The sequence below is a fragment of the Labedella gwakjiensis genome (assembly GCF_003014675.1).
Taxonomy (GTDB): domain Bacteria; phylum Actinomycetota; class Actinomycetes; order Actinomycetales; family Microbacteriaceae; genus Labedella; species Labedella gwakjiensis.
The window spans coordinates 2,235,445-2,257,226 of record NZ_PYAU01000001.1 but is presented as its reverse complement, the minus strand read 5'-3'; the positions used below and the strand labels follow the sequence as shown (position 1 = coordinate 2,257,226).

The 21,782-nt window shown below is 70.7% G+C and carries 18 protein-coding genes; 10 read left to right on the top strand and 8 right to left on the bottom strand.

Going from position 1 to position 21,782, the window contains the following annotated elements; all coding sequences use genetic code 11:
• Positions 1-3: 3 nt before the first annotated feature.
• From CLV49_RS10700 to CLV49_RS18180, 7 genes are all read right to left on the bottom strand, one after another.
• Entirely contained in the window at positions 4-804 is an 801-nt protein-coding gene (locus tag CLV49_RS10700; protein ID WP_106563533.1) for an ABC transporter permease, read from the bottom strand.
• Entirely contained in the window at positions 801-1,472 is a 672-nt protein-coding gene (locus tag CLV49_RS10695; protein ID WP_106563532.1) for an ABC transporter permease, read from the bottom strand. Before CLV49_RS10695 ends, CLV49_RS10700 begins: the two co-directional genes overlap by 4 nt.
• The gene (locus CLV49_RS10690) at positions 1,469-2,317 is read right to left on the bottom strand and encodes an ABC transporter ATP-binding protein (RefSeq protein WP_106563531.1); all 849 of its coding nucleotides are present in this window, start codon (positions 2,315-2,317) and stop codon (positions 1,469-1,471) included. The genes CLV49_RS10695 and CLV49_RS10690 overlap by 4 nt, the downstream gene beginning before the upstream one ends.
• 136 nt (positions 2,318-2,453) lie before the next feature.
• Entirely contained in the window at positions 2,454-3,119 is a 666-nt protein-coding gene (locus CLV49_RS10685; protein ID WP_106563530.1) for a TrmH family RNA methyltransferase, read from the bottom strand.
• Between the two features lie 90 nt (positions 3,120-3,209).
• Positions 3,210-3,986 carry a cutinase family protein gene (locus CLV49_RS10680; protein WP_158261953.1) on the bottom strand — a complete coding sequence of 259 codons (777 nt, stop codon included), beginning with the start codon at positions 3,984-3,986 and terminating at the stop codon, positions 3,210-3,212.
• A 130-nt stretch (positions 3,987-4,116) separates the two neighbouring features.
• On the bottom strand, positions 4,117-4,878 hold the full coding sequence (locus CLV49_RS10675) for a hypothetical protein (protein WP_127054327.1): 762 nt from the start codon (positions 4,876-4,878) through the stop codon (positions 4,117-4,119).
• A gap of 70 nt (positions 4,879-4,948) precedes the next feature.
• Positions 4,949-5,842 (bottom strand): hypothetical protein, encoded by an 894-nt coding sequence (locus CLV49_RS18180; RefSeq protein ID WP_127054329.1) that lies wholly within the window; start codon positions 5,840-5,842, stop codon positions 4,949-4,951.
• Between the two features lie 126 nt (positions 5,843-5,968).
• Here CLV49_RS18180 and CLV49_RS10660 point away from each other — a divergent pair, with 126 nt between their 5' ends.
• The 3 genes from CLV49_RS10660 to CLV49_RS10650 all read left to right on the top strand — a co-directional run bounded on the left by CLV49_RS10660 (position 5,969) and on the right by CLV49_RS10650 (position 13,231).
• A complete protein-coding gene (locus CLV49_RS10660; RefSeq protein WP_106563525.1) occupies positions 5,969-7,090 on the top strand; it encodes a hypothetical protein in 1,122 nt (373 codons plus the stop codon).
• A gap of 67 nt (positions 7,091-7,157) precedes the next feature.
• A complete protein-coding gene (locus CLV49_RS10655; protein ID WP_158261952.1) occupies positions 7,158-11,477 on the top strand; it encodes a type VII secretion EssC family protein in 4,320 nt (1,439 codons plus the stop codon).
• 251 nt (positions 11,478-11,728) lie between these two features.
• Entirely contained in the window at positions 11,729-13,231 is a 1,503-nt protein-coding gene (locus tag CLV49_RS10650; protein ID WP_243696610.1) for an MFS transporter, read from the top strand.
• Positions 13,232-13,243: 12 nt separating this feature from the next.
• Here the strand turns inward: CLV49_RS10650 and CLV49_RS10645 are convergent, their stop codons facing one another.
• On the bottom strand, positions 13,244-14,488 hold the full coding sequence (locus tag CLV49_RS10645; protein WP_106563523.1) for an MFS transporter: 1,245 nt from the start codon (positions 14,486-14,488) through the stop codon (positions 13,244-13,246).
• 93 nt (positions 14,489-14,581) lie between these two features.
• On the opposite strand from CLV49_RS10645, the gene CLV49_RS18350 reads away from it, so the two are divergent.
• From CLV49_RS18350 to CLV49_RS18480, 7 genes are all read left to right on the top strand, one after another.
• Positions 14,582-15,310, top strand: coding sequence for an FHA domain-containing protein (locus tag CLV49_RS18350; RefSeq protein ID WP_158261951.1), 729 nt, complete (start codon positions 14,582-14,584; stop codon positions 15,308-15,310).
• A gap of 180 nt (positions 15,311-15,490) precedes the next feature.
• On the top strand, positions 15,491-15,784 hold the full coding sequence (locus CLV49_RS10635; protein WP_106563521.1) for a WXG100 family type VII secretion target: 294 nt from the start codon (positions 15,491-15,493) through the stop codon (positions 15,782-15,784).
• Positions 15,785-15,852: 68 nt separating this feature from the next.
• Positions 15,853-16,386: a WXG100 family type VII secretion target gene (locus CLV49_RS10630; protein ID WP_106563520.1), complete on the top strand. Its 534-nt coding sequence runs from the start codon at positions 15,853-15,855 to the stop codon at positions 16,384-16,386.
• On the top strand, positions 16,379-16,687 hold the full coding sequence (locus tag CLV49_RS10625) for a hypothetical protein (protein ID WP_106563519.1): 309 nt from the start codon (positions 16,379-16,381) through the stop codon (positions 16,685-16,687). Before CLV49_RS10630 ends, CLV49_RS10625 begins: the two co-directional genes overlap by 8 nt.
• Positions 16,688-16,696: 9 nt before the next feature.
• Positions 16,697-20,359, top strand: a complete 3,663-nt coding sequence (locus tag CLV49_RS10620) for a GH-E family nuclease (protein WP_106563518.1) — start codon at positions 16,697-16,699, stop codon at positions 20,357-20,359.
• 91 nt (positions 20,360-20,450) lie between these two features.
• Entirely contained in the window at positions 20,451-20,840 is a 390-nt protein-coding gene (locus CLV49_RS10615; RefSeq protein WP_106563517.1) for an ankyrin repeat domain-containing protein, read from the top strand.
• A complete protein-coding gene (locus CLV49_RS18480; protein ID WP_208019795.1) occupies positions 20,837-21,691 on the top strand; it encodes a hypothetical protein in 855 nt (284 codons plus the stop codon). Before CLV49_RS10615 ends, CLV49_RS18480 begins: the two co-directional genes overlap by 4 nt.
• Positions 21,692-21,782: the final 91 nt, after the last annotated feature.

Below are 21,782 nucleotides of genomic sequence, written 5' to 3'. Positions count from 1 at the left end.
TCCTTACTGTGTGGGATGTTGCTGCATGTGATGGGCAGGAGGGGGAACGGGGTCCGACTCGTCTGACGACGATCCGGTGGGCGACGCATCGGGTTCGATGCGCGCGGCGCGGCCTGCGCCGTACGGAGCGGGCGATCCGCGGAGGATGCGGACGCCCTTCGGGACGGTCAGACGCTGGATGCCGGCGAAGACGCCCTCGAGCACGAGGGCGAGGACCGTCACGAGGATGGCGCCGGCGAAGACGGGCTCGAAGCGACGCAGGCTCAGGTTGTCGAAGATGTAGCGACCGAGCCCGCCGATCGGCAGGTATGCGGCGATCGTCGCCGTGGCGACCACCTGGAGCACGGCCGAGCGCAGCCCGCCGACGATGATCGGCAGTCCGAGGGGGATCTCCACGCGCGTGAGGATCTGCCACTCCGTCATCCCGACGGCTCTCGCCGCGTCGATCGTGCCGCGGTCGACGGATTCCACGCCCGCGTAGGCGCCCGCGAGGAGCGGCGGGATCGCGAGGATCACGAGGACGATGATGACGGGGGCGAGACCCACGCCGAGCCAGAGCGCGAAGAGCACCAGGAGCCCGAGCGTGGGAAGCGCGCGAAGTGCACCGGTGGTGCTCACGACGAGGAACGACAGTCGTCCGGTGTGGCCGATGAAGAGTCCGAGAGAGATCCCGATGACCGCCGCGATGAGGACGGCGATGCCCGTGATGGCGAGGTGCTCGAGGAGCCGGATGGGGATGCCGTTGTCGCCTGCCCAGTTCGCGGGGTCGGCGAGCCAGGCGAGGGCGCCGAGGAAGGAGTTCATGCCGTCGCCCTCCGTCCGCGCCCTTCACGCTGCCGCGCGACGTGCGCCCACGGCAGCAGGAGCCGTCCGATGAGCACGAGGATGAGGTCGAACACCACGGCGATGACGATGACCCCGACGATGCCCGTGAAGATCTCGGTGGGGAAGCGCCGGTTGAGGCCATTGAGGAAGAAGTAGCCGAGGCTCGAGACACCGATGAGCGAGCCGATCGACACGAGACTGACTGTGCTCGCCGACACCACGCGGAGCCCCGAGAGCAGCACCGGTCCCGCGAGCGGCAACTCGACCTCGAAGAAGCGGCGGATCGGCCCGTAGCCGACGGCGATCGACGACTGTCGGACGTCTCCCGACACGGCGTCGAATGCATCGGCCGCGGTGCGGACGAGGAGTGCGACGGCGTAGATGGTCATTGCGACGATCACGTTCACGGGGTCGAGGATGCGCGTGCCGAGGATGACGGGGAGCGAGATGAACAGGGCGATACCCGGGACCGTGTAGAGCAGTCCACCGGCCGTGAGGAGGATCGCCCTCGACGGCTTGTAGCGGTGCGCGATCCAGCCGAGCGGCACGGCGAGGAGGAATCCGAGCAGGATCGGCGGGACACTCAACGCGATGTGGTCGAGAGTCAGGCGCCAGATCTGGCTGAAGTTCGCGATGACCCAGGTCATTCGGCGGCCGACCCCGCTGCCGTGCCGGTGGAATCCTCCGTGAGCACTCCCGCCACGCGCCCCGTGCCGTCGACGAGCACACGCTCGCCGTGCTGACGATCGATGTGAAGCGCCCGCCGACCACGGTCGGCGCCGACGAAGCTCGCGACGAACTCGTCAGCCGGGTTCGCGAGGATCTCGGCCGGTGTGCCCGCCTGCGCGACGATGCCGCCGGTGCGCAGGATGACCACCTGGTCGCCGAGTAGGAACGCCTCGTCGATGTCGTGCGTGACGAAGACGATGGTCTTCGAGAGCTCGCGCTGGATGCGGAGGAGTTCCTGCTGGAGTTCGTCGCGCACGAGTGGGTCCACGGCGCCGAACGGCTCGTCCATCAGCAGGATGTTGGGGTCGACCGCGAGTCCACGAGCCACGCCCACGCGCTGCTGCTGACCGCCCGAGAGCTGGGCGGGGTAGCGGTTCGCGAGGGAGCGGTCGAGCCCGACCGTGTCGAGGAGCTCGAGGGCTCGGGCGTGCGCCGCAGCCTTCTTCGTGCCCTCGAGGATCGGCACCGTGGCGACGTTGTCGAGCACGGTGCGGTGGGGCAGGAGCCCCGAGTTCTGCATGACGTAGCCGATGCGACGCCGCAGCTTCACCGGCTCGAGCTTTGCCACGTCGTCGCCGTCGATGCTGATGCGTCCCGCCGTGGGGTCGACCATGCGGTTGATCATCCGGAGCAGCGTGGTCTTTCCGCTGCCGGACGACCCGACGAACACCGTGGTGGAGCGGGATGGGATGGTGAGTGTGAAGTCGTCGACGGCGAGTGAGCCGTCGGGGAATCTCTTCGAGACACCGTCGAAACTGATCATTCTTACCGGGCTCCCCTCGTGTGGATCGACGTCCGGTCTGGAGTACAGAGCCTAAGCACAACCACCGACACTGCGCCACGGGGTGCCGACATAGGACGCAACGCGCCTCCGGGTTTGGCATTCCCGATGCGGTGCGCTAAATAGGGCCGAGTGCGTGGGTCCTGATCCACTCGTGCATCACGATGGCGGCGGCCGCCGACGCGTTGATGGACCGAGTGGAGCCGAATTGCCGGATCTCGACGACCCGCTCGGAGGCGGCGACGGCCTCGTCGGAGAGCCCCGGGCCTTCCTGCCCGAAGAGGAGGATGCAGCGTTCGGGCAGCGGGACCTCGTCGATGGGGCGCGACCCCTCCACGTTGTCGACGCCGATGATCGGGATGCCCTGTTCGGCCGCCCAGGACACGAGCGCAGCCACATCCTCGTGGTGCACGACGTGCTGGTACCGGTCGGTCACCATCGCGCCGCGCTTGTTCCAGCGTCGGCGGCCCACGATGTGCACGGTCTCTGCGAGGAACGCATTGGCGCTCCGCACGATCGAGCCGATGTTCATGTCGTGCTGCCAATTCTCGATCGCCACGTGGAACGGGTGTCTGCGCGCGTCGAGGTCGGAGACGATGGCCTCCATCGACCAGTACCTGTACGCGTCGACGACGTTGCGGGTGTCGCCGCGCTCGAGGAGCTCCCGGTCGTAGCGGGGGTCGTCCGGCCAGTCCCCGATCCACGGCCCCACGCCGTGCGTGGTGTGCTCGGGGCTCGGGTTCTGCTCGGGGCTCGGGTTCTGCTCGTCGCTTGGGCGCTCCACCCGTCCACACTAGGCCCGATGGAATGCACGACGTCCGCCGCGTCGGAGGGGGTGCTCGGACGCGGCGGACGTCGTGGGTGCTGCGGGGTCCTAGCTGCGGCGCAGGACGCCGTAGCTCCAGTTCGCCGCGGCGGACGAGTTGTAGCCGTTGTGGATCGCGACAGACCGCTTGTTCATCGGCGCGGCCTGGCACGCCCAGTCGCCCGCTGCACACGTCGAGCGGATCCGGGATCGCGTCGCACCGTCGGCGTCCCTGAAGGTGTAGGTCCGGAGCACCGTCCGCTCTTTCGCGCTGCGCGGGATGATGCCGTTCGCCTTCCCCGAGCCGGGCGCGTTGTACGTCTGGCCCGCCACGTAGCTCGGGTCGCCGAAGACCGACGCAGAGACGACGAGGTTCTTGCCCGTCGCCGGGGTCAGCGCCACGAGCGTGTCGAGGACCACGTCCGCTCCCTGCGAGTGGCCGGCGAGCACGATCTTGGTCTTGCCGCCGCACGTCCTGTTGATGTAGCCGATCTCGGCTCTCAGCTTCTTGACGCCGGTGGCGACGCTGGTCGCGTAGGCGGAGGACGCCGGGTAGGCCAGGCTCTCGACGTAGATCGGGAAGCTCTTCTGCGTGCTGTAGTCCCGAGCGAGATTCGCGACGAGACCGTGCCCGCCGGACGCCCAGGCATTACCGCTCGCCGTCATCGCGCTCCCGGCGGGGGCGCCTGTGCCGCGGACACCGATGAAGACGGCTTTGGCCGCGCACGGATTCGTGACGGCTGCCGCCGTCGCGGGGGTGGCCGCCCCCGCGACGACGGTGAGGGCGATGGCGGCCGTGGCCGCGGCGAAGAGGGCGCGGCGGCCCCAGGAGCGTTGTGATGTCATGAGTGGACTTTCCCGGTACGAAGTGACGGATGGGCGCTCGGGTAGTCCACACGGTAGGTGCGGGGTCCCATCCGCCACGCGGAAACGTCGCCCACCTGTGGAGAACGTCGCTCGGGCCGCCGGTGGCGTCCTACGGGCAGGAGACGGCGATGTCCGTCGGCGCGGCGATCTGCGGGTCGGCCGACCAGTCGAACGCGACATCGATGTCACCACGCGGATCGGCGGCGACTAACTGCAGGGGCACGGCGGGGCCCGTCGTCGCGACCGTGAGCGAGCCGATCGGAGAGCCGCCGGCCCCGACGATGAACTCGAGGGACTCCGCGGCGGCGTCCGGTTCCACTGCGGGGTCGAGCGTGACGGAGTCCGAGTCGCCGAGGATCGACTCGACGAGCCCCGCCGGGGAGAGTGCGGGCGCCCACGCCGTGATTCGGCGATCGTCGGAGGCCAGGCACACGATGCCGCCGTCCGCCTCCGGCACCCCGAGGAGAGCGGCGAAGCCCGCATCGCCGGTCACGTAGGCGCGCCCGTCGACGACGACGGCTCGGAGGGACACATCGGCCGCGGTGATGTTCGCACGGAAGCGGGTGTCCGTCCCCTCGAAAACGACGTCGAGGCGCCGGGTGGTGCCACCGCCGTCCTCGTCCGGCCGCTCCTGGAAGGAGCCCGTCATCGCGACGGGCCCCGCGTCGCCCATCGCGGCGAGCACGGCCTCGACCACGTCCCCGCCGGACAGGTACTCGATGCCGTTGCGGTCGACGTCGGTGATGTCGACCTGCGAGAGGTCGACGTTGGTGGGCGTCGTCGTGGGCACCGGCTCGACGTCCGCGGTGCAGCCGGAGAGGGCGATGGCCGCGGCGACCACGGCAGCGACGAACGCCGGGCGCTTGCTCATCGCCACGTCCGCAGCTCCACGGCCGCAGCGACACGTCCGCGTCTACTCATCCGCGTCTACTCATTCGCGTCTACTCATCCGCGTCGGACACGCAGATGCTCGCCGCGCCCTGCGCGTCGAGGGCGTCAGCGCCGAGTGAGACGTCGCCGGTCACCGAGCTGGCGCGAACCACGAAGCACGAGTCGTCGTCGAAGTACTGGAACGTGCGGGATATCCACGCGTCCCGGCCGCGCACGAGCTGGGAGATGTCGGCGACCTCTCCCCCTCCGCCCACGACGTAGAGGTCGTACGGGGTGTTCGGTCCGCTCCACGACAGGGCGACGCCGCCACTGCCCGTTGTGATGTCGAGCCCGGACACGCGGGGCGGGCCGCCAGAGATGGCGGCGAGCACGATGAGCGTGCCACCCACACCGAGCGCGAGCACCGTCGTGATCATCGAGACGATGAAGGCCGGGTGCTTCCAGAGCTTCCGTACGGCCGGAGGGGCCTCGGTGATCTCGGGGAGCACGGTGGCACCCGAGACGAGACCGCGCTTGACGGGAGTGGAGGCCGGCGCCTCCCCCGCGTACAGCGAGGGCTGGCCGGCGTCCCACCCGAGACGCACGCTCTCCCCTCCTCTGGAGGGGTCGACGGGAATCGCGGCGGCCGGGGAGGCGGACGACGGGCCGACGGCAGGCGGGGACGAAGCGGGGAACGGAGCGGCCGGGGGCGCCTGGGCCGCGTCGACGAGCGGCGACGGAGTCCGACCCGCCGGCTGCGGCTCGGACGGCTCACGCGACGGAGCCCACGTCGCCTCGACCGCTGAGGGGATCGCGGACGCGGACACAACGACCTCCCGCTCGGGGTCCCATCCCATGGTCTCGCCGCTCACGGCGGTGGCCGGCGCATCGGTCGCGGAATTGCTCGACGGCGCGTTCTGAGCGTTCCGGCGATCCCGGCGGAACTGCGAAGCGGCGCTGTCCATGCATCCCCTCGGCCCACCGGGCGGCGACCGATCTGGTCGCCCCTGACTGTCCCGGCCGGACGGCACGACCTAGCATAGTGGCGACGGACCGCACTCCCCCGGTGGTCCGGAGGGGTGGATCGACGCATGAGCGACCAGGCGAGGACGCTGCCGCGGCTCGGCCGCGCGCTCTCCGTTCCTCTCCTCGTCTGGACCCTGCTCTCGGGCACTGCGCTCTCGGGCGCCTCTGCGACGACGGCGGTCGCGGCGGTCGATGCCGCCGCGGAGCCGAGCGGCATCACCGTCGTCGACATCCCCTACCGCTCGGAGATCGACGTGTCACCGGCCGAGGGGTGGACGATCGCCGACTGCGGCGCCATCACCGCCCCGGAGGGCGTCGGCATCACGTGCGAACCGACCACACTCACCTTCTCGGCCCCCGAGTTCGACCCGGAGTTCGAGCGGCAGGACGTACCGGTCACCCTCACGACCGGCCGCACAACGCTCGCGGTCGTCTATCGGGTGGGGCTCGCTCCTCCCGAACCACCGGCGATCGAGTCGCGCACCTACCCGACGCCCTTCGCTCAAGGATCCCGGGTGCTGATCCCCCTCTCCGATCTCGGCATCTCGTGCACGCTGTGCGGCGCCGAGAACGGGCCGAGGGTCGTCGCCGGGAGCGTGGAGCCCGCGAGCGCCGGCACCCTCGGTGTCACGTCGACCCACCTCGTCCTGGCCGCGGCCCCCGACTTCACCGGCGACGCCGAGCTCACCGTCCGAGCGGTCGACGACCTCGGACAGGAGTCGACGGACGCGACGCTCACGGTGTCGCTGTACGCGACGGGACCGTCGACCCTCGTCGCCCTGCACACCGTCGTGAGCGCGGGGCGCGAAGGCTCGACGGAGATCGATCTCGCCTCGCTCGTCGCGACGAACGGCGAGGACGACCCCGTCGTCTCCGGGTGCGGCGCCGCCGTGCTCGGAACGGTCGTCTGCCGCGGCGACGGCACGGCCGAGTTCCGCTCGTCCGGCGCTCCCGTCGACCAGTTCTCCTTCTCCGTCGTCACGAAGGACGGCGAGCAGGCAACCGGAAGCGTGACGCTCGTGACGGGTTCGCTCGCGACGGCCCCGCTGCCCGGCCCCGCCGACGCGCGCGGCCGGGGAGAGGCGCAGACCGTCGTCCCGGCACGCATCCCCGTCGAGGACGCCCCGGCGGACGAGACCAGTCCCTTCGACTCCCTCATCCGTCTGCTCGATCGGGCCGACGGATGATGCGGCGTCTCCCCCCTCCTCTCCTCACAGCCCACACGGATGGAGCACCCTCCCGATGACCCTGCGCTTGAGCGTCCAGAATCCCCACTCGGGCACCGCCGGCTCGTGGCTCCTGAAGGTGGACGAGTCCACGACCGTCGCCGAGATCGCCGAATCGCTGCAGATCGCGCCGGGCGAACTCGTGAACACGGCTCCCGATACGGCGATCGCGCAGGCCGGCGTGCTCAACGGCGCGCTTCTCACGGGCACATCGCTCCCCCGGGCGGACGCCGGCGATCTCCCCGCCGGCTGGCCGCGCCTCGAGGTCGTGGGCGGGCCGTTCTCGGGCGAGACGATCGCGCTGCGCCCCGGCGGTTCCCTCACGATCGGAAGCGGCGCGACCGCCGACGTGCGCATCGCCGACCCGTGGCTCGCCGAGCAGCACGCCACGATCACCCTCGACGCCGGCGACGGCGAACGCCGCGGCGCCCTCACCGCGTCCGTCTCCGCCGCTTCCCCCGTGTGGGTCAACGGGGAGGAACGCGCCGGCGCCGTGACGGTGGTCCCCGCCGACCTCGTGCAGATCGGCAGCGGCCTGTTCCGCATCGGCGTCGCCCCGGCCTCCGACGCGGACATCGCGCCCGACGGGCGGGGCATGCGCGCGTTCAACCGCCCCTCCCGCATCCAACCGCAGCGGCCCCAGCCGGCCGTGCAGCTGCCGGGTGACAAGCCAGAGGAGTCTGACGCGTCGCCGCTGCCGTGGCTGTCGGCGGTGATCCCCGTGATCCTCGGCGTCACGATGGCGTTCCTCTTCCAGCGTCCCGTCATGCTGCTCATGGCCGCGGCGTCGCCCGTGATGGTGATCGGCTCGTTCATCACGAACAAGCGTCTCCAGAAGCGGAAGGGCGAGCGCACCGAGGCGCAGTGGATCCAGGACGTGAAGGACACGAAGGCGCGCATCGACCTGCTCGTGAAGGAGCAGCGCCTCGACTCCTGGTACCGGCGTCCGGACCCCGTGATCGTGCGCGACATCGCGAACCGGCCGCTCTCGCGGCTGTGGGAGCGCCGCATCGGCGACCCGGACGCGCTCGAGGTGCGGCTCGGCGTCACCGAGGTGGACCTCGACGTCCGCTTCGAGGGCGGCTCCCAGAAGGACAGGGTCGCGGAGCGGAGGGTCGGCGTCTCGCCCGCTCCCGTCTCGGCGGACCTCGCCGCCGGGGTGGTCGGGATCGCCGGACCCGACGACGTGACGCGCTCGACGCTCCGTGCCATGCTCACGTCGCTCGCGGCGCTGCGCTCGCCGCGCGACCTGCAGCTCGTGGTGCTGTGCGACGCCGATGGCGCCTCCGAGTGGGGCTGGGCGCAGTGGCTCCCGCACCTCCAGCTCGGCGAGAGCGTCGTGTCCCTCATCGGCAACACCGACGACACGCGTCGCGAGCGCCTCCGAGAGGTCACGGCGATGCTCGACGCCCGCATGCGCGCCGGCAACCGGACAGCGTTCGACTCGCACGTCGTCGTCGTGATCGACGGCGCCCGCCGCTACCGCATGCTCCCGGGCATGGTGCAGCTGCTCGCGTCCGGAGCCACGTACGGGATCCACGTGATCGCGATCGACTCCGACCGGTCCCGCCTGCCGGAGGAGTGCGCGACCGTGGTCGCCGTCGATCCCGGCGACCACAGCCTCGCGCGGTTCGAGACGGACGACGTGTACTACCCGAGCGTCCTCCTCGACGGCGTGTCCCTCGGCAGCGCCGAGACCATCGCGCGCAACCTCTGCTCGATCGTGCACGTGAGCGGAGCGGGCGACGAGGGACTCCTCCCCACGAGCGTCCGATACACGGAGCTGCTCGGCGTGGACCTCGAGGATCCGAGCGTGCTCGTGAACCGCTGGACCGTGGCGCCGCGGCAGACGTACGTCGTCGTCGGGGCAGGGGCAGAGGGCGAGTTCGCGCTCGACATCGTGACGGACGGCCCGCACGCCCTCGTCGCCGGCACGACGGGTTCCGGAAAGTCGGAGTTCCTGCAGGCTCTCGTCGTCTCGCTCGCGATGGCGAACCGGCCGGACGCCCTCAACTTCGTCCTCGTCGACTACAAGGGCGGGTCGGCCTTCGCGGACTGCGAGCGGCTCCCCCACACGGTCGGCATGGTGACGAACCTCGACGCGCGCGAGACGGAGCGAGCGCTCGCCTCGCTCGATGCTGAGCTCAAGCGACGCGAGCGGGTGCTGCGCGATCTCGGTGCGAAGGACATCGACTCCGCCTGGTCGAAGGACGCCGACGCGGCGGCGCGCAACGGCCTCGCGCGCCTCATGATCGTGATCGACGAATTCGCCGAGCTCAAGACGGAGCTGCCCGACTTCATCAACGGGCTCGTGCGCATCGCGCGCGTCGGCCGCTCGCTCGGCGTCAACCTCGTGCTCGCGACGCAGCGGCCGTCCGGCGTCATCACGCCGGAGATGCAGTCGAACATCAACCTGCGCGTCGCCCTTCGCGTGACCGACCGGAGCGACTCGGCTGACGTTCTCGGCAGCGGCGAGGCCGCGCTCATCAGCGCATCCACCCCGGGACGCGGCTACGTGCGCACGGGCGCGGGCACCGCTCCCGTGTCGTTCCAGACGGCGCGCGTCGCGGGCATCCGCCCGGGAGTCCAGCGCAGCCGGAAGGTGCTGCCGCCGCACGCTCCCCTCGACTGGTCGACCCTCGGTTTCCCTCCGCGCTTCGCGTCCGACTCCGCGTCGCCGCAGGCGATCCTCGACCAGGACGACACCGACCTCCGCGCGCTCGTGAACCTCATCGGGGAGGCGAGCGCCACGATGGGCGTGAAGAAGAACCCGTCTCCGTGGCTCGTCCCGCTGCCGACGCTGCTCACGCTCGACCGATTCGCGTCCGAGTCGCGGGCCGACGGCGAGATCGTGCTGGGAACGGAGGACGTGCCGGCGCAGCAGACGCAGCGCACGCTCACCTGGAACGTCGCGACGGACTCGCACCTCCTCTTCTTCGGCGGTGCCCTCTCGGGCCGCACGAGCGCGCTGCGCACCGTGCTCGCGCAGGCGATCCAGAACTTCACGCCGGCCGATCTGCACCTCTACATCGCCGACTACGGCAACGGTGCCCTCCTTCCCTTCGCCGAGTCCCCGCACACCGGGGCCGTCGTGACGGCCCTCGAGCAGGGTCGCCTCCCGCGCCTCATGGCCCGGCTCGTGGAGGAGCTCGGCATCCGGCAGAACACCCTCTCGCGCTCGGGCGTCGGCAACATCGTGGAGCAGCGGCGCATCGTCGATCCGGCCGAGGCGCTGCCGTTCGCCCTCGTGGTGGTGGACGGGTGGGAACGACTCGCCTCGACGCTCTCGGCCGACGAGCTCATCGCGTTCCGCGAGCAGTTCATGCGTGTGCTGCGCGAGGGTCCGGCCGTGGGTATCCGTGTGATCGTGTCGGCGGACCGCAGCGTCTCGGGCGACAAGGTGTCGAGCTTCATCGACACGCAGTATGTGCTCCCCATGCGCGACGTGAACGACTACCGCGCAGCCGGGATCATGATCCGCGAGGTGCCGCCGAACATGCCGCCGGGCCGTGCCCTGTTCGGCCCGAACGGCACGGAGGCGCAGCTCGCGCTCATCAGCCGCGACTCCTCCGGCGAGGGGCAGACGGCGACGCTGCGCGCGATCGTGTCGCACGTGACCGAGCACTTCGCGGCGTTCCCCGAGCTCGCGGAGCTGCCGCAGCCGTTCCACGTCGACCCGCTGCCGTCGTACGTCGCCCTCTCGTCGGCGTACGCGCTGCCGCGGGCGGCGGGATGCGCGGCGGAGCTGCCCGTCGTGGGTGTGGGCGGCGACACGCTCTCCCGCTACACGCTCGACTGGCCCGACGACGGTGGCTTCGTCGTGGTGGGAGACCGCGGCACGGGGCGCTCGTCCACGCTCGCCGCGATCGTCCACCAGCTGGCGTGGTCGTCGGTCCCCGTCGCGGTGGTCGCGACGAAGGCGTCGAGCCTCACCGAGGTCGCTGCCGGGCACTCCGTGACCGTGCTGTCCGACACCTCCGCTGGCCCAGAGGCTGTTGCTGAGCTCGTGGCCGGCGCCGGGGGAAAGCCGCTGACGGTCGTCGTCGACGACGTGGAGACACTGCGCGATTCGCCCCTCGAACACGCGCTGATCGGCGCGAAGCGGGACGTCGTGTTCATCGTGGCGCTGACCACCGAGGCGGTGTCGAGCATCTTCGGAGGGCCGTACGTGGAGGCGAAGAAGGCGCGCCGCGGCATCGTCCTGTCGCCGTCGAACTCGATGACGGGAACGCAGGCGTTCGCGTCGCAGATCCCGAAGTTCATGCTCGGCAAGACCCCGGCGGGCGGCGGCGTGCTCTTCCGCGACGGTGAGTACACCCCGGTCCAGGTCCCCGACATCCGCGCCTGACCCTGCCCCCCTCCTCCCTCTCCCAAGACCCCAAAAAGATCGCGATACGGCACGAAATTCCACGCTGTATCGCGATCTTTTTGGGGTATGGGGAGGGGCGGGGGAGAGCGACGACGGTTACACGGCGACAGGGGATCGGGTAGAATCGGGGAGTCCGACGTCGAGTCGGAGTGGTCGAACCCCGCGGCGGAAGCCGCGTCGATCCGGGCTGGAAACCCCGTCACCGTCCAGCCCCATCGAAAGGTTCCCTCGTGTCCGTCGCGCCTCCGCAGCCCGCACACCCCTCCACCGGATCGTCGCCCACGGTCTCCGCCCGGGCAGGCCGCGCCGCCCGCCCCATCCACCGCTGGTGGATCCTCGTCATCCTGTCGCTCACGCAGCTCATCGTGGTGCTCGACGGCACGATCGTGAACATCGCGCTGCCCCAAGCGCAGATCAGCCTCGGTCTCAGCGACACCGAGCGCCAGTGGGTCATCACCGCCTACGCCCTCGCGTTCGGCGCGCTGCTCCTCCTCGGCGGCCGCATCGCCGACTACTGGGGGCGCAAGCGCACCTACCTCGTGGGCATGGTGGGCTTCGGCCTCGCGTCCGTGTGGGGCGGATTCGCCCAGGGCGGCCTCGACCTCATCGCCGCTCGTGGCGTGCAGGGTCTGTTCGCCGCGCTCATGGCACCGGCAGCCCTCGCGCTCCTCACGGTGACCTTCCCCGGCGGTCGCGACCGCAACACCGCGTTCGCGGTCTTCGGCTCGGTGGCCGGAGCGGGCGCGGCTGTCGGTCTCGTGCTCGGCGGTCTGCTCACCGAGTTCGCCGACTGGCGCTGGTGCCTCTGGGTGAACGCACCCGTGGTGCTCGTCGGCCTCATCGCCGGTTCCCTCCTCCTCACGGAGAGCAAGGCGGAAGGCGACAACCGCTACGACGTCCTCGGGACGATCACGGTCGTGGCGGGCCTCGGCAGCCTCGTCTACGGCTTCACCCTCGCGGAGAACGGCTGGGCGCGCGCCGACACGATCGGCTTCATCGCGGCCGGCGTCGGGTTCCTCGTGCTGTTCGTGTGGATCGAGTCCCGCGTCGCACAGCCGCTACTCCCCCTCCGGGTCGTGGCTCACCGCGTGCGCGGGGGCGCCTTCCTCCTGCAGGCCGTGGCCGGCAGCGTCATGATCGGCGCTCTCCTCTACCTCACGTTCCACCTGCAGATCGTGCTCGGCTTCGCCCCGCTCATCGCGGGTCTCGCGACCCTGCCCCTCACCGTCGCCATTGCGGCCGTCGCGCCGTTCGCGACGCGACTGCTGCCACGGATCGGCCCCCGCCCGCTCATGATCGCCGGTCCGATCGTGGGCGCCGTCGGGCTCCTGCTGCTCAGCCGCATCACTCCGGGCGGGTCGTACCTCGTCGAGGTGCTGCCGGGACTCGTCGTGCTCGGCATCGGTATGGGGCTGCTGTTCGTCCCGCTCCAGAACGTGGCGCTCTCGGGCGTCGAGCCGCACGACGCCGGCGCGGCGAGCGCCACGGCGAACGCGTCGATGCAGATCGGCGGGTCGCTCGGTCTGTCCATCTTCACGACCATCTACGCGACGGTGTCCGGCCATGCGACGGGCGCGACGTCGGCCGTGGATCTTGTGAACGGATACTCAGCCGCGTTCGTCGCGGCCGCCGTCGGGATGGTCATCGCCGCCGTCGTCGCGATCGTCTTCATCCGCGGCCCGAAGGAGCAGCTCCTCCCCTCCGGCGACCACGCCCCCATCCACGCCGGCTGACCCCGCTCTCGGTCAGGGTCGACGGGTCCAGTCGTCTTCGAGGAAGCGGGGGCGCGCGACGAGCGCCCCCGTCACCGTGATGGTGCAGACCGTGGCGACGAGGAAGACCATGGGCGCCGTCCACCCGTCCGTCGCCTCGTGCAGCACACCGAAGACGAGCGGGCCCACGGCGCCGACGAGATACCCGACCCCCTGCGTGAATCCGCTGAGCGCGACGGCACCGGCGCTCGACCGCGTCCGCAGGTTGATGAGCACGAGCGTCAACGGGAACAGCAGCGGTCCGGCGCCGGCGAGGGCCACCCACACCCACGTACCCGTCGCCGGCCACAGGATCAGCCCGAGGTACCCCGCGAGGTAGAAGGCGATCCCCGCAGCGATGAGCGGCACCACGCTCCGGAGACGTACGGCGAGGATCGGCACGATGATCGATGCCGGGAACCCGACCGCGGCGTACAACGCGAGGAGTGTGCCGGCCTCGGCATCCGATACTCCCGACTGGTCGACGAGCAGCTGCGGCAACCACGCGAAGAGGGCGTACACGTTGAGCGACGTGGTGCCGAAGAGCAGGGCCATCCCCCACGCGAGCGGTGAGCGGATGGTCCGACCGGCCGACGCGGGCGGCAGGGTCGCGATCGACGCGGTGTCGTCTGTCGGGGCGGCCGGCCGGCCGCGCCCCGCGCGCTCGCGCAGCAGAAGTCCGATCCAGGGCACGAGGGCGGCGACGGCGAACACCGACCACAGTCCGAGCGATATCCGCCATCCCGCAGCGTCCGCGACGGGCACCGCGACGAGCGGCGGTACGAGCGTCATGAGCGACATGACCGTCGCGTACACGCTCGTCATGAGACCGATGCGGTCGGGGAAGTACTTCTTGACGAGCGGTGGGAGCGCGACGTTCGCCACCCCCATCCCGGCGAAGGCGAGCGCGCTTCCGACCGCGAGGAGGAGGTACGACGGCGCCGCGGCACGCAGGAGGTGTCCAGCGAGGATCGCCACGAGCGGGAGCACGATGAGCATCTCGAGACGGAGTCGTCGCTGCAGCACGGGAGCGAGCAGCCCGAAGATCGCGAAGCAGAGCGGCGGCAGGGTGCCGAGGAGACCGAGACCCACGGAGTCGAGGGGGATGTCCTCGCTCACCGCCCCGACGATCGGCGACAGCGCCGCGACGGCGGTGCGGAGGTTCGCGGCGGCGATGACGACACCGAGGAGGACGAGGGTGCGACCGGCCCAGAGCGGGGCTGCGGGGGTCGACGTCACTCCCCGAGTCTACGAGCGGACCGGGTGCCGCACGGGCGTCTAGACTCGGAGTCGCCGAGCCTGCTCGCACACCGACCGGGGGTCTTTTCACACATGTCAGCGCGCTGTCAGTTCTGCGACGAGGAGTTGCGTCCCAACAGCATGTTCTGCGCGAACTGCGGTCAGCTCGTGGCGTCCGTCCCTCCGCCGTTCGGCGCACCCGCCGCCGCGCCCGCCGCGCCGCCGGCCCCTGCTCAGCCGCTCGCCGATGCTCCCGAGAAGAAGAAGCGCCGCATCGGCCGCGTCCCGCTGCCCGGTGCGTTCGGCGCCAAGGCCCCGGAGAACCGAGACGCCGTTGCGACGGACGGGCCTGCCGCGTCGTCGTCTCCGGCGCCCCCAGCCCCCACGGGCTCGGCCCCGGCCGCTCAACAGACGCCGAGCCCCGCACCCGGTCAGGCTCCCACGCCGCCGTCCGTGGCCGCGGCGGCGCAGCCGACTCCGTCGAACGCCCCGACGACCCTGCACGTGAAGCTCAGCACCGGTCGCACCCTCGCGATCGGAGCCCCCGCGATCGTCGGCCGGAACCCGGGTGTCGCGGCGACCGACGCACGGGTCGCGGCCGTCCAGGTGGACGACCCGTCGCGTTCCGTCTCCCGCGCGCACGTGCGTATCGAGCAGAGCGCACAGGGCCTCGCCGTCGTCGACCTCGGCTCGGCCAACGGCACCGAGGTCGAGCGCAGCGATCGGACCACACCGCTCGTCACCGGTCGCGCCGTCCCCCTGGCCGTCGGTGACCGCGTGTGGATGGGCGCCGACTTCTACTTCGACGTCATCGGATTCTGACCCGCCGGGTGCCCGGCACCCCCAGTGAGGGGCCGATGGGTACCTCTCCACCTTGTCGGTGTACGGGGTCCACCTTAGGCTCGACCCAGTTGGAGAAGCCGAACTGGCGGTGAGGGGCCCAACGCCTTCGTCGTCGCCGCGCCGGCACTCCCCCATCATTCGAGAACGTGGAGGATCGCCATGGCCGACATCAAGGTCACATCAGAATCGCTCGCCGGCGTCGCGGGCCAGCTGTCGTCCGGCTCGCAGTCGATCGAGTCGCAGCTGCAGAACCTCAAGGGCCTCGTCGACGGCCTCGTCGGCGGCGACTGGTCGGGAACGGCCTCGCAGAGCTTCAACGAGCTCTACAGCCAGTGGGACCAGTCGGCCCTGCAGCTGAAGGAGTCCCTCCAGGGCATCAGCGACCTGCTCAACCAGGCCTCGCTCACCTACGAGGACTCCGAGCAGTCCATCTCCGGTCTGTTCCGGGCCTGATCCGGTCGGGCGCGGACATCCTGGTCCGCGCCGTGCCCCTTCCCGTCACGAAAGCTGAGGACTGAGACATGGTGCAGTACCGCGTCCGAGCGAATTCGCTCGGCGAAGTGTCCACCCTTCTGGACAGCGTCGTCGCCACGTTCGACAGCAATCTCGCCACGGCGAGCGCGACCGTCTCGAGTGTCGCGGGAAGCACATGGCAGGGGGCCGACGCCGACAAGTTCGTCGAGCTCTGGGGCCAGTACGAGGAGGGCGCGCTGCTCGTCCGCGCGGCCCTCAGCGGCCTGGCCGGCCAGCTCCGCATGGCGGAGGCCGGGTACATCAGCAACGAGGCCGGGCTGTCCGGCGGGTTCGCCAACCGCCGCCAGTCGACGGTGAGCCAGGCCGGGGGCGCCTCGGCGTTCGCCCAGCGAGTCGCCGCATCGCAGAACTCGTCGGCGCCGCGCGAGGAGGCCGGGGCCGACGCCGAGCTGCAGTCGGAGGGCTACGCGTCCTTCGTGGGCGGCGGGATGATCGCGGCCAAGACCACCAACGGCAAGGGCGAGCCGACCACGTCCGCCACCGCGGACGGTGCCGAGGACGGGGAGTCGAGCGATGTCTGAGCAGCAGGTCGACCTCGCGTCCCTCCAGCAGCTGGTCACCCAGATGGAGACACTCGTCACGTATTGCGACGCCCTCAAGCAGGGCGCAGGCGGATTCGCGTACATGCTCCCCGCCGACTGGCAGGGTCCCGCCATGATGACGTTCCTCTCGAGCTTCGAGGCCTGGTCGGTGGGCGCCCAGGGCCTCAGTGACAGCGCAGCCGGCCTGCATGAGCTCGCCAAAGCCGTCCACACCGCGTACTCGACCACGGTCGAGAACCTCGACACCGCGTGGTCCGAGACCGCCGCGAGTCTGGCCTAGGGGGTCACCGTGTCCGTGTTCGTCCGCGTCACTCCGTCGCGCCTCGCGCTCGACGGCGACGATCTCTACCGCGTCGCCGTCAAGCTCGACTCCGCCGCCCGCACCGCCCAGTCGGCCCTCGCCGGCACCGGCGGCATGGCCGGCAACGAGGAGTCGGCCCAGGAGTTCATCGACGGCTACAACGACGGCGCCGTCAACACGCTCAACGCCGCCGGATCCTACGCCCAGGCGCTGCGAGCCCTCGACACGCTCCTCGGCGACACCGCCAACGCCTATAAGGACGCCGGCACGATCGGCACCCTCGAGCCCGTTCCCTCCCGCTCCCCGTCTGCGACCCCCGCCGCGGCCTCCACGTTCTCGGTCCCGAGCGCCAAGGCGCCCGGCCCGGAGGGGCCCCTCGGCGAGTTCGGCGAGTTCGTCATGGACGCCCTCGCCCAGATCGGCGTGGTCCTCCCCGACGCCGACACGGGCAAGCTCAGCGACGCCGCGTCGGCGTGGTCGGAGTTCAGCACGTCCATCTCGAGCGCGAAGAGCGAGCTCGAGGGCACGCTCACGAACCTGGCCTCGATGGACATCCCGCAAGCGGAGGACATCCGGGCCTCCCGCGACAAGATCGCCGACAAGCTCGACCAGATCGCGAAGGCCGCCGGCACCGGCGAGGGGCTCAGCTTCGTCTGCTCGGAGCAGCAGAAGGCCGTCGACAAGATGTGGGAGGAGATCGCGTGGTTCCTCGGCCAGATGGCCGCGGAGATCGCCGTCGACCTCGGACTCGGCGCCCTCCTCTCGATCGCCACGGGAGGCCTCGGCGCCCCGGCCGTCGTCGCGAAGATCGCCGTGACCGTCATGAAGTGGGTCCTCAAGATCGCCGAGCTCGTGAAGAAGCTCGTGACGCTCACGCGGATGAACGCCATGGCCGCCAAGATCCTCCTCAGGGCTCTCGCCGAGGGCACGCAGAGCGCGATCGCCACCGTCACCGTCCAGGCCGCCGTGAACGTGGCGAGCCCGGAGCGCGCCCAGAACCTCCTCACCGTCGGCCTCGGCTCGTTCGCGGGCGGCGGCATCAGCGGTCGCGTCGGCGACGGCGGTGCGCACATCCTCCGCGTCGGTTCCCGTTCCGGCACCACCCGCGTGGCCATGAACACCGCCCTCGGCGCCGGAGAGGGGGCCGTCGACGGCCTCACGGACGGTCTCGTCCAGTCCGGTGTCGGCGGCGTGCCGTTCGACCCGATCTCGTCAGCCGGCCTCGGAGCCCTCATCGGCGGCGTGGCTCGCCCCGTCGGCGGCGGCACGCGGCCGGGCTCCCCCTCGACCGGCGGTGGCAACACCTCGAGCCCGAGCACCGTCGACGTGCCCGCCTCGAGCACCCCCGATTCCCCCACCGGCCCGTCCGGTGCGGACGCGCCGAGCGCCCCCGACATGAACACTCCGGCGGCCCCGCAGGGCAGCGGCGGCGCTCCGTCGAGCTCAGCCCCCGCTGCCGGCGGCGGCACGAGCCCCGACGCTCCAGACGCCCCCATCGTGGACGGCGCGGGCGACGCCTCGACATCGGTCGACTCCTCGACCTCCGTCGACATCCCCGCGGGCGACGCCCCCGACGGTACCGGCGTGGACATCAGCTCCACCGCCGACGGGCCGAGCGTTCCCGACGTGTCCTCCCCGTCGAGCGACGGCGGAACGCCGTCCATGCCGGACTCGACGCCGTCCACCCCTGATGCGTCCACGCCGGACGCTTCGACGCCGGACGCTTCCACACCGGATACGACGCCCTCCACACCGGACACGAGCACGCCGTCGACTCCGGACACGAGCGCCCCCTCGACGCCGGACTCGAGCACGCCGTCCACGCCCGACACGAGCACCCCGTCCACCCCGGACGCGACGCCGTCGACTCCGGACGCGAGCACTCCCTCGACGCCCGACGCGACCCCGTCGACACCCGACACGAGCTCCCCGTCCACCCCGGACGCGAGCACTCCGGACACGACCACCCCGGACACGACTCCGTCGACCCCGGACTCCACGCCGGGCAACGGGTCCCCGTCGTCCGCGCCGGCGGCCGGAGCCGCTGTGGCCGGTGGCGCGTCGGCCACGCCGTCCTCCCCCTCGACGAGCACCCCCGACGCGAACACCGCTGTCGATACGAGTGCCTTCGAGTCCGCCGTCGCCGCCGACGCGGCGACCCCGGACGCCGAGACTCCCGACTCCAACACGCCGGAGTCGGACGCGGCGAACCCCGACCAGACGGTCGACCCCGATGTGCTCGACGCCGGCGATGCCGCTGCGGCGGGAGCCGTTGCGGCCGGAGCCGCCGGCGTGGTCGGTCTGCACGCCGGCGCGAGCGGCGGGAAGGCCCCGAGCACCCCGACGTCGCCGACCGGCCCCGCCTCGCCTGCGACCCCGTCCGCACCGTCGTCGAACGCACCCTCATCCCCGAGCTCGAACACCCCGTCGTCGCCGACGCCCGACGCGAACACGCCGGCCGCTCCCGGGACGCCCGACGCGACCTCCCCCGACGCGAACACGCCGGAGACTCCGGAGGGCAGCAACTCGACCGAGCGGACCACCGCGGAGATCGACACGGCCCTCGCCGAGATCAACCCGAACTTCGATCCGTTCGATCCCGCCAACGGCTACGCGACGAACTGCGGCAACACCTCGGCGATCCTCAACGATTTCCTCAACGGGAACCCGTCGAGCGAGGCCCCCACCGGCACGCTCGGTGTCCCCGAGATGGAAGCGCGCACCGGAAACCCGCAGACGCCGATGACCCCGGACCAGATCGCGGACTCCCTCCGCGAGATGGGCGCCGGATCCCACTGCGTCGTCGGCATCGACCGCTCCACGGGAGACGGCCACTGGTTCAACGCCTACTTCGACGGCGACACGGTGTGGTCCATCGACGCCCAGACAGGAACCCGCTCCGCCTGGCCCCCGAACGAGCCCAATGCCACCAACTGGGACGCCTCGATCCGCCCGGAGGACGTCGCCGACCCGAAGACGCCGGAGGCAGATGCGTCGTCAGGCGATACTCCGTCGACCGACTCACCCGTCACCTCACCTCCGTCGCCCGACAAGGCTGGCCAGGACGGCGCGGATGCCAGCACTCGGGGCACGGCCGATGGCTCCACGAGCCGTTTCGACCCTTCCATCGTGGAGACCCTCTCACCGGAATCGCAGGCGATCATCTCTGCGGTCGAAGCCGAGGGCCGACAGGATTTCCGTTCGGACGAGTTGGACGCCCTACACGCGGACCCTGCGGTTCGAGACGCGGTCGACGCCAACCCGGATGTCAAGCGACGAGTGAAGCTGCGCGTGCAGGTGGCGCGAGACATCATCGCGGGGGCCGATCGAAACCGGGAGGGGGACTTCGTCACACAGCCGAACGACACGGTCGTCCCCTGCCGACGCTATCCCGATGGGACGCCCATGCGATTCGACCCCGAGACGGGAAAGCTCGTGCCGCCGGGCACGCCGGGAATGACCATGCCGGTCCGACGCGCCTTCGATTTCGGCCACATCCCCGACCACCAGTGGCGTGACACCCGCATCATCGCGACGCTCGAGAACGGGTGGAGTCGCCGCGACATCCTCGAGTACGAGAATGAGGAAAGCCACTATCGGATCGAGGACTTCAGGGAGAATCGAAGCAACCGTTACAACCGAACTCCGTGACCCACTCCGAGGAGAGCCCCTGATGCCCGAAAAGCCGTCGAGACCATACCTCGGACCCGTATCCATCGGCGACCTCCAAGGAATCCGTGACGTGGCGGCCCAGGGAGTCGAGATCAATGGTGCGATGAACATCGGCAAGCCACGGCACGACTACTCGCCCCTCACCCTTGCGATCGAGCGCGGCGACCTCGACAGTGTAAAGACCCTCCTCGAGGTCGGCGCGGACCCCGATCGTGTCGACCCCATGGGCCGAACGCCCCTCCGGGCCGCGCTGACGACGGTGACGCTCGGCACCGGACCCTCGGTCGAGGCGATCTGTCTCGCCCTCATCGCGGCTGGAGCAACCGTCACCCCCGACGTCGTGACTCGCGCGCACGATTCTTTCAACTGGATGGGCGAATCGATGTACTCGGATCAGTTCCTCGCCCGCTTGACCGAGCTCGGAACGACATCCACGACAACGAGTGAGGACTCCGAATGACCCGCCCCATCCTCGACCACGTCCGTTCGTTCTTCCCCGACGGTGTGATCACTCAGCCTGTCGGCGATGTCGACGGGATCACGCTGCACCTCATCATCTCCACGAGCCCCGCGGTGAACCTCGTCTTCACGGACGGGCTCGCCGCCCGCGTCGAGGCACTCGTGCCGCAGGAGATCGCAGTGTTCGCCCTCCCGGGGCAATGGCGGCAGGCAGCCGAACTCGTGAGCGCGACCGCCGTCAATCTGCTCGAACGAGGGAGCGGGCTGAACCTCGGGGACATCATCGCCTCCCCCACCCCCATCGTCGAGGGGACGGCCATCGGCGGGGTGCTCGCGTCGACGAACCCGTTCCTCGATGACGGTTTCGACGTCGAACCCGATGAGGACGGCGGGTACAGCCGGCAGATCGTCACTCTGTTCCCGCTCACCGTTCCCGAGGCGGCCGAGCTGCGGGGCCGTTCTGACGACGACGCGGTCGAGGAGTTTTTGGAGCGACTCGACGCGGCGGGGATCGATGAGACCGACCTGACCAGGCCGGCCGCTGGCGACGCTGGTCCGTCCGCCGTAGGCGACGAGCTGCCTCCCGTCGCCCCCGACATCGACCGGCTCACGGCGGTCGCGACCGGCTACTTCGCCCTCCTCGCACCGAATGCCGAGCTGCGCACCATCCCCCTCGAGAACGGCGCGGGCATCTGCGTCGTGCACACCGTCCGCGGCGGCGGCAAGATCTACGTCGCACCGGACGAGAGCGTGCTCTTCGTGGGCTCGGCGCTGGACTTCGACGCCGGCCTCGCCGCGTTCCTCGCCGGAACCCGCACCCCGCCGGAGAAGTTCGTCCGACCAACGTCCTGACGCGGCACGCCACCACGTGATCTCCCGGTCCCGGCTCTGGCAGGCTCAGCAGAGCAACGGCAGGCAGCCGAACGGAATCAACCGGGGAGAG